The organism is Actinacidiphila cocklensis (assembly GCF_907177275.1).
Taxonomy (GTDB): domain Bacteria; phylum Actinomycetota; class Actinomycetes; order Streptomycetales; family Streptomycetaceae; genus Actinacidiphila; species Actinacidiphila cocklensis.
Genome location: NZ_CAJSLV010000042.1, coordinates 79,813 through 95,654 on the forward strand (window position 1 = coordinate 79,813; position 15,842 = coordinate 95,654).

A 15,842-nucleotide genomic window follows, 5' to 3' on the forward strand; every position below is an offset into this window, starting at 1 on the left:
CCGCTGCTGCCGGGTGCGCGGCCGCGAGCAGCCGGTGCAGGCGCTCCCACAGCCGTGCCCCAATCCCCTGGCCACCGGCCGCCTGCCGTGAGATCGTCCGCAGGTGACCGACGCTGCTGGTGGGGCAATGGCCTCGATACGACCGGACGACCGCGCTGCGTCCGCCCTGCGCTTCGCGACCGAACTCGTCGCGTGGGTGGCCACCCCCTGGGCGCTGGCCGGCCATTCGTGGTTGCTCGCCGCCCTGTCCGTGGTGGCCCTGATCGGCCTTCCCACGTTGTTCTCCACGCCGGGAGACAAGGCCAACGTGATCATCGCGGTGCCGGGCTGGGCCACGATCCTGCTGGTGCTGCTCCAGCTTGCCGCGGCCGTGGTCTCCTCGTGGCTGGCCTGGCCCCCCGGGGCGGCTGTCCCTGCGACCCTGCTGGCCGGCGCCACCCTCGTCACAGAGCGTCAGCGCTGGCAGTGGTTGGTTTCCAGGAACCGACTCGCCGGCTGAAGCGCTCACCCGCCAACGGAGCCGGGCAACAGGCGCTTCGAAGTCGACACCCCCGTTCGGCCTGCGGCAACGCAGGTCCTGGCGGGGTGCGGCCGGGTGTGGACGGATGCGTCCGTGGCCGTATGTGGCCAGGTGATCGGCCTTCCGGCTCCGTGTGGGCGGTGGCGATGCTGCTTGTCGTCAGCAGACCCACCGATCAACGGAGTTGTCGATGCTCAGATCCTCCAGAGTCCGCCGGGCGGTCACCGGCCTACTGGCCGCCTGCTCTCTCGGGTTCGGCTTCCTCACCGCGACCACCGGTTCCGCCCAGGCGGACACCACATGTGCCGGCAGCGTCTCCGTCTACGGCATTCTGTCCGACGGACAGCTGACGTACTCGGCCATCAACCCGTCCAACGGGGACCGGCTCAAGACGCTCATCGGGCCCGCTCTCGGCTTCACGCCGAAGGCGATGGCCACCTTGAACTTCAACACCGTCCTGGTCACCTCGACCTCGGGCGACCTCTACCGGGTCGACATCCAGACCAACGTCAACGCCCTCACCCTGGCGGGAGTGACGAAGATCTGGGACGGCGGCTGGACCGAGGACAAGCTCGCCTACGACGGACGCGGCCACCTGTTCGGTACGGCGGGCGGCACGCTGCTGCAGTACCTCGTCTCCGAGGACAAGCCGGCCGGCCCCGCACACATCGGCCAGCGGGCCATCATCGGCGACGGATTCGTCCTCAAGACCCTGACCGCCACCGGGCAGGACCGGCTGCTGGCCACCAGCTCCGACGGACGGCTCATCGACTACGCCATCGACAGCACCTCCACCACCAAGTGGGCGTCCCACACGCTGAAGTCCGACGGCTGGTCCGGCTTCAACCAGCTTCTGTCGCCCGGCGGCGGCCTCTACTACGGCCGGACCTCCGCCGGAGGCATGTACTGGTACAAGGACGCCAACCCGCTCGACGGCAGCGGCAGTGACATCGCCTACCACAACGACGACCCGGTGGACGCCTCCGGCTGGACGCAGACGTTCCTGTCCGCCATGCCGAACAGCTACTCCTGCACCAGCGTCCTCGACCGGGACAACATCACCGAGGTCAAGGCCGTCGGCCGCCAGATGATGAACGACTTCAAGTCGAGCTGGGCCACGACCTCGCAGTGGTCCTGCCTGGAGACCCTCTGGGACCACGAGAGCGGCTGGCGCTGGAACGCCGACAACCCGACCTCCTCCGCGTACGGCATCCCGCAGTCCCTGCCCGGTTCCAAGATGGCCTCCGCGGGAGACGACTGGCTGACCAACCCCGTCACGCAGATCGCCTGGGGCCTCGACTACATCAGTCAGGTCTACGGCTCCCCCTGCGCGGCGTGGAGCGCCTGGCAGAGCCGCGACCCCCACTGGTACTAGAGCCCGGCCGCGAAGCCGCTCCCCCAGCCTGACGTGGGCAGCCGGGAAGGCTCCCGGCTGCCCGGACCAAGGAGTTCCCATGAACCTCGCACGCGTCCGTAATTCACTGACCGGCGCCATGCTGGCCGCCGCCCTGTCCGTAGGATTCCTCACGGTCTCCGCCGGCGCCGCCCACGCGGCGGCGTCCTGCGGCGGTGACGTCTCGGTGTACGGGGTGCTGTCCGACGGCAGACTCACGTACACGGCCATAGCCCCCGACACCGGCAACCGTGTGCGGACCCTGATCGGACCGGACCTCGGCTTCACGCCGAAGGCGATGGCCACCTTGAACTTCAACACCGTCCTGGTCACCTCGACCACGGGCGACCTCTACCGCGTCGACATCCAGACCAACACCAACGCGCTCACCCTGGCGGGAGTGACTCAGATCTGGGACGGCGGCTGGACGTTCGACAAGCTCACCTACGACGGCCACGGGCACCTCTACGGAACGGTCGACGGCCAGCTGCACCAGTACGTGGTCTCCGAGGACAAGCCGTCGGGTCCCGCGCACATCGGTCAGCACGCCGTCATCGGCACCGGATTCGTCCTCAAGACGCTGGCGGCCGCGGGGGACGACCAGCTCATCGCCTCCACCAGCGACGGCCGTCTCCTCAGCTACAAGATCAATGGCGTGAACGACTGGGACCGCGGGGTGCTTGCGGCCAGTGGCTGGTCCGCAGTCGACTCCCTGTCCTCCCCCGGCGGCGGCATCTACTACGGCCGGACAAGCGGCGGCATGTACTGGTACACCGACGCCGATCCGTTCGACAACGACGGCGGGGACCTCACGTACCACTCCAGCGACCCCGTCGACGCCTCCGGCTGGACGCAGTCGATGCTCTCGGCCTCGGGCGGCAACTGCGCCTACGTCCCCGACACTCCGCCCGCCTCGACGCTGGGCGGCCCCATCAGCCGTAGCGAGGTGCTCGCCCGAGGCAAGGACTGGTACGACCGGGACGTGCCCTACGGCAGCGGCCTGAAGTCCTGGGATGTCAACCACACCCTGCTGTACCGCGACGACTGCTCCGGCTTCGTCGCCATGGCCTGGCACCTCGCCAGCACGGACTATTCGACCGAAACCCTCTACCAGGTCAGCTCCACGATCTCCAAGGCCTCCCTGCGCCCCGGCGACGCCCTGAACTACCCGGGCCAGCACACCGTCTTGTTCATCGGGTGGAAGGACCAGGACGCCGGGACCTTCTACTACTACTCGGAATCCAACCCGGTCCCGGACATGGAGTACGGCTCGGCGAACGTCAACAGCGGCAACATAGCCGGGCACTCTGCCTCGGGCTATGAGGCCATCCGGTACGACAAGATCGTCTGACCCCGCTGCCGGAGAACCCCTCGTACGGCCTCGGCCCCACCGCCCGCTGCGGCGGTGGGGCCGACGCGTGTGGTCCGGTGCCCGGGGTTCACGGGTGCGCGGCGGGCAGCCAGCCCTGCTGTGCGGCGCGGACACCGGCCTGGAAACGGCTGCGGGCGCCGAGTCGTTCGATGAGGTCGCTGGTGAGGCGGCGGGCCGTACGCGGCGAGACGCCCAGGCGCCGGGCGATCGCCTCGTCGGTGAGCCCCTCGGCGAGCAGCGACAGCGCCGTCTGCTCCTGGGGCGTGAGCCCGTGGGCGTCGCGCACCGGCGCCTCGCCCAGCGGCCGGCCGGCCGCCCACGTGCTCTCGAACAGGGCGCACAGCGCGGTCACGGTGCCCTGCCCGGTCAGGATGACGGCGCCCGCGGCGGTGTCGTCGTTACGGACGGGAATGACGGCGCTGGCCCGGTCGATGATGATCATCCGGGTCGGGAGCGTGGGCACGGTTCGGACCTGCCCGCCGTGCCGGGCCAGCCAGTCGGCGTGCGCGATGGTGGGCGGACTGTTGCGGATGCTGTCGAGGTAGAGCGTGCGCATGCGTACGCCCCGCTCCAGCAGCTGCTGGTCCAGCGGGCGGGCGGCGGCCATGCCCTCCTCGGTCGGCGGGCTCTTGGGGTTGAAGGCCATGACCTCCGTCCTGACCTCCCGGGTCAAGGTGGCCAGGCGGTCGCGTATCCGGTCGAGGCCCGTGAGCTGTTCGACCCCCGGGCTGTCCGTCTCGGTCTGCAGGTCGGCGTATTCGGCGATGAGCTGCGCGGCGGTGGCCCGGGACGCTTCCAGGCGCTGCTGCTGGCCGGCCAGTTCGTGCTGCTGACGGGCCAGCAGGAGTTCCAGGCCCAGGTCGGGCGATACGGCGCGCAGCGAGCCCTCGCGTTCGTGGGACGGACGGACCAGTGCCAGGGTGCTCAGCGTGTCGAGTGCGGCGCGGACTTGGTCCTCGGTCAGTCCCAGGGCCTCGCCGATGGCCGCTAATCCGTCCCGCGGCCGGGCGAGCATCGCCCGGTAGACCGCCTCGGCGTCGGCGTCGAGCCCGAGTGTGGTGAGCATGAGTGGTTTCCCCCCGCGTGAAGACCGTCTGCTGACCCCCTGCCTCTGCAGATAATCCCAGGATCGTGCTCCGGGCGCGACGGATTCGCGATGCCCCGGCGCTGGCCTGTTCCTGCCACGGCCGCAATGTGCCTGATCGACGGCATTGGCCGCCCGACCGCGGGGTTGCCACCGTGATCTCATGTACCTCGTGCATCTGCACCTGCGGCCCACCGGCGGCTCCCCGCTGATCGTCCTGCCGGACCGGATCGGCAGCGGGCTGCGCGCGGCGGCCAGAGCGGAGGACGGCGTGGAGCACGTCGTCGTGCACAGCGACGCCCGTCCCTACCCGGTGCTGGGGGTGTACGTGGTCGCCGACCGTCTCGAAGAGGCGGAGGCGAACGCGGCGCGCGTCTGGGAACGGGCGCGGACGTCGTTCCCGGAATTCAGCGGCTGGACCGTGGTCGAGGTCCGGACACCGCCGATCGCGTCCTTCTACGACGGGATCTAGCAGGAGTCCCTCCGAGGACTTCTGGACGCCCCCGCGGAGCCGCGCCGGAACCGGCCAGGACCCTTTCCGGCCACCGGAAACCCCTTCTCGGCCGACTGATCCGCCGGGAGAGTGGACCTGCCGGAAGGGACACCGCCCGGACGGCCACCGGAGCAGGAGCCCTCGCGGGCGACGATCCGGAGCACAGAGCCGGCATTCCACGCAGAACAGGACCCGCCATGCTTCACATCCGTGTCGCGTCAACGGCCCCTGGGGCCAGCCCGCCCTCAAGCCGCCGGTCCCTGGTGCTCCCCGGACGGGCACTCCGTGCGGGTGACCGCCGGGCGGGCATCAACCTGGCCTGCGAACACGGTGTTTCGATTTCGAGAACATGACGCCTGCCATGGCGTCGAAACACCCCACGTTGCGTGGCATATCGCACGTGGGACGTGGAGTGGAGAGGGTGGGAATCGGCAGAGCTGTTTGCTAGTTTCGGCTCATGGTTGCCCGAGTCGAGGTCCTCTGCGCGCGATGCCGTGCCGCTCTGCGGCATCGGGGCGCGTCCGGCTGTCGCGCCAGGTGAGGCGGGCGGAGCGCATCCGACCCGCCGGTTGAGACGGCGCAGTGTCGGACCCGCTCTTGAGGAAGATCCCTATGTCCCAGGACACACCATCACCTGTGGCGACTCTCCCCGTCCACGGCCTCCGGGCGGCCGACAGCGCCCGGCGCAGGACCAGCGCCAGTGCCGTGCTGCGCAGCGTCCTGGAGCACGGACCTGTCGCCCGCAGCACCGTGGCGCGGCTGACCGGGCTGTCCGCGGCGTCGGTGACCGACTACTGCGCCCACTTCATGCAGCTGGGACTGATCCGCGAGGCGCCGGGGCCGCTGCGGTCGAACAGCGTCGGCCGTCCGCACATCCCGGTCGACCTCGACGATGCCCGGCTCCTGGTCGGGGGCGTGCATGTGGCGGTGCCCTACACGACGGTCGCTCTGCTGGACCTGCGCGGGCGCGTGGTCGAGGAGCGACGCCTGAGCCATGACGGGACCGAACCCGGGCGGTTGCTCGCCAGGGCGGCCGACGGGCTCGGCGCGTTGCTGGCCGCGCAGGCGCCGGGCACCACACCGCTGAGCGTCGGCGTGGCCACGGGTGGCTGGGTCGACCGGGACTCAGGCACCGTGGTCGCGCACGACCTACTCGGCTGGCGCGACGTGGCGGTCCGCGACGCCCTGGCCCGGCACACCGGCCTCCCGGTCCACGTCGACAGCCACTCGCGCGCGCTGGCCAACGGTGAGCGGCTGTTCGGACACGCGCGGGCCCGTCAAAGCGTTCTGCACCTGTTCGTCGGCAATGTGGTGGACGCCGCTTTCGCCATCAACGACCAGGTGCACTACGGCCCCCGGTCGCAGGCCGGCGCGATCGCCCACCTGCCGGTACCCGGCGGTACGCAGCGGTGCCACTGCGGCCGGACAGGCTGCTTGCAGACAGAGGTGTCCGAACTGACGCTCTGCCGGCAGGCGCGCGACGCCGGTGTCATCGCGGACCGCGACCCGATGCTGGTGCTCCAGGCTGCCCGCGACGGCGACCCGGCCGCGGTGCGGTTGCTCGTGGAGCGCGCCCGGCTGGTCGGCCGCGCGGTGGGACTGCTGCTGGACCTGCTGAATCCCGACGCGGTCGTCGTCGTCGAACTCGGAGTGATCCACCGGCCGGACTGCCTGGCCGCTCTACGGGAAGAGGCAGCGGCATACACCTCGACCGTCGTCGACGTCGCCGAGGCCGTCATCCCGACCAGCTTCCCCGCGACGGTGCTCGCCACGGCGGGCGGCTCGGTGGCGCTGGACGTGCTGTACCGGGACCCGCTCGGCGCATCCGCGGCCCTGGCCTCGCCCGACCGCGTCCGAGGATGACAGCAGCCGGACCGAAAGCCCATTAATTCAAAAACTCCGAATATTGACACAGGTAGCCGCCGAAGGAGAGCATCCTTTCCGTGAGCAGAACGCAGGGAATTCCCCCGGTCGTCCGGACACGGCAGCGCCGCGTCCGGGCCGCCGTCTGCGCCTCGCGTCCGCTCCCGCGGCTCGCGCTCACCCGGTGCCGTGTCGTCGACCTGATGCGGGTCGGGCACACCCGCTGTTGCTGACACGCTGACCTCCGGAACGCCTCGTCCGAGGTGTGCCGGTGAACCTCGCCGCCGATGCCCCGCCCTGCGGCACGCGGCAGGCCGGCGGCGCCGCCCCGGGCACTCCCGGGTGTAGGCGCTCCCTCTTACGGACCCCATTCCTTGATGCCCGGCGCTGAATTCGGCCTGCCTGAAATCTGTTGCCTGCACTGCCGGTCCGAATTCCCGGAATCCCCGTGCCCGAAAAACGAAACGGAGTTCTTCGATGTCCCGCTCAGCCTCTCCAGCACCGGGTCTCAACCGGCGGCTCTTCCTGAACTCGCTGCTGGGCAGCGCGGCGGCGGCGGGGCTGAGCGCCTGCGCCGGCAAGGCCGCGGCCGGTCCCGCGCTGTCCTCCACCGCCGCGCTGCCCACTGCCGTCCCCACCGGTACCAGCCTCAAAATCGCCGCATACCAGGGCGCCCAGCAGCTGCAGCTCAAGGGGGCCGGTGTCGACAAGCTGCCGTTCACCGTGTCCAGTTGGGCGAACATCGGTGCCGGTCCCGACGTCATCAACGCCTTCCGCGCCCACTCCCTGGACCTGGCCAACAACGCGGGCATCCCGCCGATCCAGGCGCACTACCAGGGCTACGACGCGAAGATCGTCGCGATCAACATCACCCGCAAACCCAGCTACGTCTTCGCCACCGCACCGCACAGCGGCATCCAGGCCGTGAGCGGGTTCAAGGGGAAGCGACTGGCGTTCTCCCAGGGACAGGCGCAGGGCGTGGTCCTGCTGCGGGCGCTGAAGGAGGCCGGACTGGCGTATTCCGATGTGCACCTGGTGCCGCTGACAAGCAACCAGTTCCTGACCGCGCTGCAGGCCCGGCAGGTGGACATCGCACCGCTCGGGCTGAGCCAGGTCCCCGCCTATCTGAGCAAGTACGCCGCCAAGGGCGCGCACACGATCACCACCGACGTTATCGACCTGCTCAGCCTGCTGTGGGCGCCGGCCAGCGTTCTGGCGGACTCCGCGAAGGCCGCCGCGATCGCCGACTTCATCCCGCGCTGGGCACAAGGTCTGGTCTGGGCGTACGAGCACCCCGACGAGTGGAACCAGAGGTTCTACGTCGAGACCCAGAACCTCACTCTCGCCGAGGCCCAGGCGATCACGAAGCTCAGCAACAAGCCGCTGTTCCCCGCGAGTTGGGGCGAGGCGATCACCTGGGAGCAGCAGACCGCCGACCTGCTGGCCGAAGGCGGCTTCGTGAAGCCCTTCAAGGTCGCCTCGCTCTTCGACCGCCGGTTCGAGGGCCTGGCCGCCAAATCCGTCGCCGCGACCTACCGGAGTTGATACTCGTGACCGATCTCGCCTCCGAGGGCGTCACACCGGCGCCCGCCGCCGGAGCCCAGCGCCCGCAGGCGGTCTCCGTGGACCACCTCCCGCCCGATCCTGCCGGGACCCAGAAGTCGCCCGCCGAGCCGGTCGCCCGCCGCCGAGTGCGCAAGCTCGGCCCGGGCAGGCGGCTGCCGGCCTCACGGTTGATCGGCCCCCTTCTCGTCCTGGCCGTCTGGGCGATCGCATCCGCCACCGGACAGCTCGACCCGGGGGCGATCCCGGCGCCGTGGACAGTGGTACGGACCGGCGCACGCCTGTGGACCGACGGCACACTGTCCACCGATGTCACCACCTCACTGCGACGCGCCGCCGTCGGCTTCACGATCGGCCTGACCGCCGGAGTGGTACTGGCCCTGGCCGCCGGGCTCAGCCGCACGGGCGACGCGGTGATCGACGGCACGGTCCAACTCAACCGCGCGATCCCCACCCTCGGCCTGATCCCGCTTTTCATCCTCTGGCTGGGGATCGGCGAGACCTTCAAGTACGCGATCATCGCCATCGTCGTGTACGTCCCGATCTACCTGAACCTCCACTCCGCGCTCTCCGGCATCGACAAGCGGTTCGTCGAACTCGCGGAGGTAGTGGGCCTGAGCCGACTCCAGTTCGTCCGGGAGGTGGTCATCCCCGGCGCGCTGCCCGGGTTCTTTGTCGGGCTCCGGCTCGGTGTGACCGGTTCCTGGCTCTCACTGGTCGTGCTGGAGCAGATCAACGCCACCAGCGGCCTCGGCTACATGATGTTCCAGGCCCAGAACTACGGGCAGACCGACGTGATCATCGTCGGCCTGCTGATCTACGGCATCTTCGGCCTGGTCTCCGACAGCGGTGTCCGGCTGATCGAGCGAAGGGTGCTGTCATGGCGACGCACACTGGCCAACTGACCCCACCCGCCATCCGGATCAGCGGCCTGACCCGCTCCTTCGGCGCCCGCACGGTACTCGACGGGATCGACCTCGACATTCCGGCCGGCCAGTTCGTCGCGCTGCTCGGCCACAGCGGGTCCGGCAAGAGCACCCTGCTACGGGCCATAGCCGGCCTGGACCACGAAGTCACGGGCAACGGCGAACTGCGCACGCCGGAACGGGTGTCGGTGGTCTTCCAGGACTCCCGGCTGCTGCCCTGGCGCCGCGTGCTGGACAACGTGGTGCTCGGCCGACGAGGGAAGGACGCCCGCGAACGCGGGCTCAGCGCCCTCGCCGAGGTCGGCCTGGCCGGGCGGGAGGAATCCTGGCCGAACCAGCTGTCGGGTGGCGAGGCCCAGCGTGCCGCGCTGGCCCGGTCCCTGGTCTGGGACCCCGAACTCCTGCTGGCCGACGAACCGTTCGGCGCCCTCGACGCGCTGACCCGGATCAAGATGCACACCCTGCTGCGTGAGCTCTGGGAGCGCCACCGGCCTTCCGTCCTGCTGGTCACCCACGATGTCGACGAGGCGATCGTGCTCGCCGACCGGGTCCTCGTACTCGAGGACGGACGTGTCGGCCTCGACCTGGCCATCGACGTCCCGCATCCGCGCTCCTACCGCGATCCGCTGCTGAGCCGGTACGGCGAGCGGCTGCTCACGGCACTCGGCGTCAACGATTCCCCTCAGGACGAGACCCGGCAAGGAACCGCCATATGACCAGGCAGCTCCACCTCAACGCATTTCTGATGAGCACCGGCCACCACGAGGCGTCGTGGCGGCTACCGGAGAGCGACCCGCACGCGAGCGTCGACGTCGGCCACTACCGCAACCTGGCCCGGATCGCTGAGCGCGGAACGTTCGACTCGCTGTTCCTGGCCGACGGGCCGGTGCTGTTCAGCAGCGTCGGGCAACGCCCCTCCGGCACGCTCGAACCACTCACGCTGCTGACCGCGCTGGCCGGAGCAACCGAGCACATCGGCCTGATCGCCACCGCGTCCACCTCCTACAACTACCCCTACAACCTGGCCCGTACCTTCGCCTCGCTCGACCACGTAAGCGGCGGCAGGGCCGGCTGGAACATCGTGACCACCGCGGGCGCGGCGGCCGCGCGAAACTTCGGGCTGGACGAGGAACCCGCGCACACCAGCCGGTACGAACGGGCCGCCGAGTTCCTCGAGGTGGCGCTCAAGCTCTGGGACAGCTGGGAGGACGACCTCGTCGTCGGGGACAAGGCCTCGGGAGTCTGGGGAGACACGGCGAAACTCCATCCGCCCGAGCACCGGGGCCGCTACTTCAGGGTCGAGGGCGCCCTGAACGTCCCCCGTCCCCCGCAGGGCTACCCGCTGCTGGTGCAGGCGGGTTCGTCCGAGGACGGCAAGCGGTTCGCCGCGCGTTACGCGGAGGCGGTGTTCACCGCGCAGCAGACCCTCGGTGAGGCGCAGGACTTCTACGCCGACCTCAAGGCCCGTACCCGCGCGGCGGGGCGCGATCCGGAAGGGATCAAGGTCCTGCCGGGGATCGTTCCAGTCATCGGGGACACCGAAGCCGAGGCCCGGCGCCGAGAAGCCGAACTCGAAGAGCACATCGTCCACGAGCACGGGCAGCGTCAACTCGAACAACTCCTGAACGTGCCGCCCGGGACGCTCGAACTGGACGCGAAGCTGCCGGCCGACCTGCCACCGGAGAGCGCAATCGAGGGGTCCAAGAGCCGCTACACACTCGTCGTGGAACTGGCCCGTCGCGAGCACCTCACGGTACGCGAGCTGATCGGCCGGCTCGGCGGCGGACGCGGGCACCGTACTTTCAGCGGCACACCCGAGCAGGTGGCCGACACCATCGAGGACTGGTTCGGGGCGGGGGCGGCCGACGGCTTCAACATCATGCCGGCCGTGCTGCCGTCGGGGCTCGACCTCTTCGTGGACCACGTCGTGCCGATCCTGCGCGCCCGCGGTCTGCTGCGCACCGAGTACGTCCCCGGGCAGACGCTGCGCGAGCGCTACGGGCTGCCGCGCCCGGCGAACCAGCACGTGGGCGATCGGGCCGCAGCCCTTGCCGCGCGATGAACATCCGCACGAACGGACGAGCAACGCACCACTTTCGAGAGGAAACCTCAGATGACTTTGACCGCTGAAACCGTGACCGGACTGGAGATCCGAAAGGTCACCGCCAGGATCGGTGCGCAGGTGTCGGGCGTCGACATCAGCCGGGAACTGGACCAGGTGACCGTGGGCGCGCTGCGAGCGGCGCTCAACGAGCACAAGGCGCTGGTGTTCGACGACGTCGACCTCGACGACGAGGGCCAGCAGCGCTTCGCCCGGCACTTCGGCGAACTGACCACAGCGCACCCGACCGTCCCCTCCGTCGAGGGTGCCCCGAACATCCTGCCGGTCGACAGTGAACGGGGGCGCGCGAACCACTGGCACACCGACGTCACCTTCGTGGTCAACCCGCCCCAGGCCAGCACGTTGCGCAGCATCGTGATCCCGCCCTACGGCGGGGAGACGCTGATCGCGAACGCCGCCGCTGCCTACCGTGACCTTCCCGAACCGCTGCGGAACCTCGCCGACACCCTGTGGGCGGAGCACACCAACGACTACGACTACGCAGTGCCGCAGGAGAGCCTCGACGAGGAGAAGGCCGCTCAGCGCGCGCAGTTCACCTCGATCGAGTTCCGTACCGCGCACCCGGTCGTCCGGGTGCACCCGCTCACCGGCGAGCCCGGGCTGTTCATCGGCGGCTTCGCCCAGCGGATTGTCGGCCTGTCGGTCCCCGAGTCACGCAAGATCCTGGACCTGCTGGAAAGCTACGTCCGCCGGCCGGAGAACATCCTGCGGTGGCGCTGGTCGCCCAACCAGCTCGTGCTGTTCGACAACCGCATCACCCAGCACTACGCGATCGACAACTACGACGACCAGCCGCGCCGACTCAACCGCGTGACGGTCGCCGGAGACGTGCCGGTCGGAATCGACGGCAAGTCGAGCTACTCGATCAAGGGTGACGCCTCGCACTACACCACGGTCGCCCGGCCCTGAGCGGCCCCGGGGGACCCGGCCCTGCCGCACACGCGGCGGGGCCGGGTCCCGCGCCGCGACGGGCGCAGGCGGGCAACGGTGTCCTCGAGGTCGTCGACGGCGAACATGACGCGGTGCGTGCCCAGAATGCCGTGCGGCCGGTTGCGCGGCCCGGCGCTGACCACCGCGGGGCTGCGGTACGCGTCGCGGCGTGCATGAGGTCGTCCCGATCCGCCCGGCGGAACGCGGCACCGCAGCCTTCCAGCCGTTCGTATCCGTCGCCCGGCCCTCCGCCGCCCGCGTCCGGGACCGCCGAAACAGGCGGCGGACCAGCGAGAGCGAGGGTCGCGGGCCGGACACCGCGTTCAATGGTCATGGCCGAAACGATTCCGTCCGCCGCACGGGATGGGCCGAAGGCCGGACAGCAAGTCGTCACGTGGCGCAGGATTCCGGGACGTAACCACCAAATCCCGACTCAGGGGGGTTTCCATGGCCATGGCCGTCCCGCTCCACAACGTGATCGACCAGCGCATCGCGCAGTCCTCGCTGGCTCCCGTGCCGCCGGCGGCTCCGCAGTTCACCAACACCGTCGCCCAGGGAGTCTTCATCGACAACGCGTGGCCCACCATCAACGTGACCGGCATAGGCCGTCCCACCGGCCCCGGAAACGGAGCGGTCACGGTCAGCAAGACCACTGTCGACGGCAACGCGTTCAAAGCGGCGCTGTCCCCGCGAGAGCTCGCGGCCCTGGGCTGGTCCGCAGGTCGCCCGCCGGCCGCGGACGTGGACAGGGCTTACCTGGGTTGGGGCGCCGAACGCGCGCGCAGGAGACCGTTCTACGCGGTCTGCGACGGGTTCGCCTGCGCGACGATCGCCATGCTCGTGGCCACCAGGAACGGTCTGCCCATCGGCACGACGGTGGAGTGGTTCGGGATGTACTCCGGCGGCATGTCCGCGACCGGCCACGCCATCACCGTGGTCGACCGCCCAGCGGGCAGCCTCCCCGCGACCCCCGGCACCTGGGGCAACACCTGCGTGGTCGTCGACCAGTGGTACGCCCTCCAGGCCGGCGGCAACCCCTCCATCTACGTCAACGGCGCAGCGGCCAACGCCGCCTACGTCAACTGGCTCACCGCCCCCGGCAACACGCTCAAACTGATGGCCACCTTCACCGCCGGCACCTACAACTGGCTCCAGGTCCCCGCCATCTGAGAGGGCACAAGGCCTGTCGGCATCCCTGGTGACCTCGATACCAGGGATCCTGGCAGGGAAGACACCGCGGGGAGATCGATCCCTCGCACGACGCCGTATGAGGGGCGCTGGTTCAGCTGTTGCGGGTGCGGGACCAGCGGTAGCGCTGATCCAGTCCGTCATCGTTGGTGCCTTCCGTCAGGCAGCGGCGCGGGTGGTGGCTCCGCCGGCCTGCTTGTCCTTCACCGTCGCCTTGTGGCGCATCGCCAGTCAGCGGCGCCGCTGGTCGGCCTGCAGTTCGACGTCGCCGTAGCTGTTGTCGGCGGGGTTGACGGTGACCCCGGGGGCGACGATCTCGTCGATGCGGTCGAGGACGTCGGCCGGGAGCGCCACGTCGGCGGCGGGGAGGAACGCGTCGAGCTGCTCCATGGTGCGTGGTCCGATGATCGCGGAGGTGACGCCGGGGTGGTGGACCACGAAGGCGACGGCCAGCTCGATCAGGGTCAGGCCGCTCTTGTCAGCGAGGACCGCGAGTTGCTCGACGGCGTCGAGTTTGCGCTGGTTGGCGGGGCTGGTCATGTCGAAGCGGGCCTGCGGGCGCGCGGCGGAGGCCGGGCCGGAGGAGGAGTCCTTGCGGTAGCGGCCCGAGAGCCAGCCGCCGGCCAGTGGGCTGTAGGTCAGCGTGCCCATGCCGTGGCGGCGCACCGTGGGGAGCACGTCCTCTTCGATGCCGCGGACGAGGATCGAGTACGGCGGCTGCTCGGTGACGAACCGCTCCAGACGGCGTTCGCGGGAGGTCCACTGGGCTTCGACGATCTGGGAGCCGGAGTAGGACGAGGAACCGATGTAGCGGATCTTCCCCTGCCGCACGAGGTCGGACAGAGCGCCGAGGGTCTCGGAGATGTCGGTGTCCGCACTGGGACGGTGGACCTGGTAAAGGTCGATGTACTCGGTGCCCAGGCGCTTGAGGGAGTTCTCGACCTCGCGGATGATCCAGCGCCGCGAGCCTCCCCGCTGGTTGGGGTCGTCCTGACTCATCGGCATGAAGAACTTCGTCGCCAGGACCACGTTCTCGCGTCGGTCCTTCAGCGCCTTCCCGACGATCTCTTCCGAGATGCCGGCGGAGTACACGTCCGCGGTGTCGACGAAGTTGATGCCGGCGTCCAGGGCGCGGTGGATGATCCTGATGGAGTCGGCTTCGTCCTCGTTGCCCCAGGGGCCGAACATCATCGCGCCCAGGCAGAGCGGGCTGACCTTGACGCCGGTGCGGCCGAGCGGTCGGTAGTGCATGGAGTTGTTCTCCTCGTCGGGTGGTCAGTCGTTTCGGGAGGGTCTGGAGGGGACGACCGTGCCGGTACTCGCCCAGCTGGCCAGGAGGCTCAGGGCCTCCTGCTCTCGCGAGTCCGGCTCGGGGGTGTAGAAGTTCAGGCGCAGGCCCGGGTCGGACGGCAGGTCCATCGCCTCGTAGGGCAGTGCGAGATCGCCGACCAGCGGGTGGTGCAGGTTCTTCACGCCGCTGCGGTGGAACTTCACGTCGTGGCGGGCCCAGCGGCGGGCGAATTCGTCGCTCTTGGTGGTGAGCTCCCCGATCATGTCGGTCAGGGCCTTGTCGTGGGGTGCTCGGCCTGTCTCGGTGCGCAGGAAGGCGACGGAGTCGTTGGCGCCCTTGTCCCAGTCGGTCCAGAAGTCCTGGGCGGCGGGGTCCAGGAACAGGAAGCGTGCGGTGTTGACCGGGCCGCACTGGGCGAACAGCGGGGAGTCGAAGACCGGCGCGTACAGTGCCCGGCCCAGTTCGTTGGCGGCCAGGATGTCGAACCGTGCGTTGCGTACGTACGCCGGCACGTCGGTCATCGAGTCGAGCAGCCGCACGATGGTGGGCCGCACGCGTGAGGCGGTCACGTTGGGGCGCCGCCCTGACGGGGTGGCCGAGCGGGCCAGGTCGTAGAGGTAGGCGCGTTCGGCTTCGTTGAACCGCAGGGCGTGGGCCAGAGCCTCCAGGACCGAGTCGGAGACACCGCTGAGGTTGCCGCGTTCCAGACGGATGTAGTAGTCCACGCTCATTCCGGCGAGCAGAGCGACCTCCTCGCGGCGCAGGCCCGTGACGCGGCGATTGCCTCCGTAGACCGGCAGCCCGGCCTGTTCGGGGGTGATCCGCGCGCGCCGGGTGCTGAGGAATTCGCGGACCTCGGCGGCCAGGTTCTTCTTGTCGATGCCGGCCATGGTCAGATTCCGAAGACTTCTCTGGCGACGGTGATCATGCTGCGGTCGCGGGGGCTCATGAGCTGCCGGGCTGGTGTCGGACGGGAATCCTGGGGCACGAGTGGCTCCTCCTGATCGGCGTGAATCCTGTGCCGGCTCTTCCACCGTAGATCCGCTGCCCGCAGGGCTGCGAGGTACTGCCATTACCTGGAAGAGCAGTAACTCCCA

The 15,842-nt window shown here is 69.7% G+C and carries 14 protein-coding genes and 1 pseudogene; 11 read left to right on the plus strand and 4 right to left on the minus strand.

Features of this window, described 5'->3' with window-relative positions:
* Positions 1 to 127 precede the first annotated feature (127 nt).
* The 3 genes from NFU81_RS06275 to NFU81_RS06285 all read left to right on the plus strand — a co-directional run bounded on the left by NFU81_RS06275 (position 128) and on the right by NFU81_RS06285 (position 3,264).
* Positions 128 to 499: a hypothetical protein gene (locus NFU81_RS06275; protein WP_251485842.1), complete on the plus strand. Its 372-nt coding sequence runs from the start codon at positions 128 to 130 to the stop codon at positions 497 to 499.
* A gap of 211 nt (positions 500 to 710) precedes the next feature.
* Positions 711 to 1,895: an aggregation-promoting factor C-terminal-like domain-containing protein gene (locus NFU81_RS06280; RefSeq protein WP_251485845.1), complete on the plus strand. Its 1,185-nt coding sequence runs from the start codon at positions 711 to 713 to the stop codon at positions 1,893 to 1,895.
* Positions 1,896 to 1,974: 79 nt separating this feature from the next.
* A complete protein-coding gene (locus NFU81_RS06285) occupies positions 1,975 to 3,264 on the plus strand; it encodes a tachylectin-related carbohydrate-binding protein (RefSeq protein ID WP_251485847.1) in 1,290 nt (429 codons plus the stop codon).
* Positions 3,265 to 3,352: 88 nt separating this feature from the next.
* On the opposite strand, the gene NFU81_RS06290 is transcribed toward NFU81_RS06285, so the two are convergent.
* Positions 3,353 to 4,351 (minus strand): helix-turn-helix transcriptional regulator, encoded by a 999-nt coding sequence (locus NFU81_RS06290; protein WP_251485849.1) that lies wholly within the window; start codon positions 4,349 to 4,351, stop codon positions 3,353 to 3,355.
* Between the two features lie 181 nt (positions 4,352 to 4,532).
* Here NFU81_RS06290 and NFU81_RS06295 point away from each other — a divergent pair, with 181 nt between their 5' ends.
* From NFU81_RS06295 to NFU81_RS06325, 7 genes are all read left to right on the plus strand, one after another.
* Entirely contained in the window at positions 4,533 to 4,841 is a 309-nt protein-coding gene (locus tag NFU81_RS06295; protein ID WP_251485852.1) for a hypothetical protein, read from the plus strand.
* A 633-nt stretch (positions 4,842 to 5,474) separates the two neighbouring features.
* The gene (locus NFU81_RS06300) at positions 5,475 to 6,725 is read left to right on the plus strand and encodes an ROK family protein (RefSeq protein ID WP_251485854.1); all 1,251 of its coding nucleotides are present in this window, start codon (positions 5,475 to 5,477) and stop codon (positions 6,723 to 6,725) included.
* Between the two features lie 477 nt (positions 6,726 to 7,202).
* Complete coding sequence (locus tag NFU81_RS06305; RefSeq protein ID WP_251485857.1) at positions 7,203 to 8,270, plus strand: ABC transporter substrate-binding protein; 1,068 nt, start codon at positions 7,203 to 7,205, stop codon at positions 8,268 to 8,270.
* A 77-nt stretch (positions 8,271 to 8,347) separates the two neighbouring features.
* Entirely contained in the window at positions 8,348 to 9,193 is an 846-nt protein-coding gene (locus NFU81_RS06310; RefSeq protein WP_251486049.1) for an ABC transporter permease, read from the plus strand.
* Positions 9,169 to 9,930 (plus strand): ABC transporter ATP-binding protein, encoded by a 762-nt coding sequence (locus NFU81_RS06315; protein WP_251485860.1) that lies wholly within the window; start codon positions 9,169 to 9,171, stop codon positions 9,928 to 9,930. Before NFU81_RS06310 ends, NFU81_RS06315 begins: the two co-directional genes overlap by 25 nt.
* Positions 9,927 to 11,276 carry an LLM class flavin-dependent oxidoreductase gene (locus NFU81_RS06320; RefSeq protein WP_251485863.1) on the plus strand — a complete coding sequence of 450 codons (1,350 nt, stop codon included), beginning with the start codon at positions 9,927 to 9,929 and terminating at the stop codon, positions 11,274 to 11,276. The genes NFU81_RS06315 and NFU81_RS06320 overlap by 4 nt, the downstream gene beginning before the upstream one ends.
* A 51-nt stretch (positions 11,277 to 11,327) precedes the next feature.
* Positions 11,328 to 12,245, plus strand: coding sequence for a TauD/TfdA dioxygenase family protein (locus tag NFU81_RS06325; RefSeq protein ID WP_251485865.1), 918 nt, complete (start codon positions 11,328 to 11,330; stop codon positions 12,243 to 12,245).
* Between the two features lie 59 nt (positions 12,246 to 12,304).
* On the opposite strand, the pseudogene NFU81_RS41210 reads toward NFU81_RS06325, so the two are convergent.
* Positions 12,305 to 12,424, minus strand: a pseudogene (locus NFU81_RS41210) (VOC family protein); the annotation flags it as partial.
* Between the two features lie 289 nt (positions 12,425 to 12,713).
* Here NFU81_RS41210 and NFU81_RS06330 point away from each other — a divergent pair.
* Positions 12,714 to 13,436 (plus strand): hypothetical protein, encoded by a 723-nt coding sequence (locus tag NFU81_RS06330; protein WP_251485868.1) that lies wholly within the window; start codon positions 12,714 to 12,716, stop codon positions 13,434 to 13,436.
* 249 nt (positions 13,437 to 13,685) lie between these two features.
* Here NFU81_RS06330 and NFU81_RS06335 read toward each other — a convergent pair whose 3' ends face one another.
* Entirely contained in the window at positions 13,686 to 14,705 is a 1,020-nt protein-coding gene (locus NFU81_RS06335) for an aldo/keto reductase (protein ID WP_251485871.1), read from the minus strand.
* 24 nt (positions 14,706 to 14,729) lie between these two features.
* The gene (locus NFU81_RS06340) at positions 14,730 to 15,635 is read right to left on the minus strand and encodes a helix-turn-helix transcriptional regulator (protein WP_251485874.1); all 906 of its coding nucleotides are present in this window, start codon (positions 15,633 to 15,635) and stop codon (positions 14,730 to 14,732) included.
* Between the last annotated feature and the right edge of the window lie 207 nt (positions 15,636 to 15,842).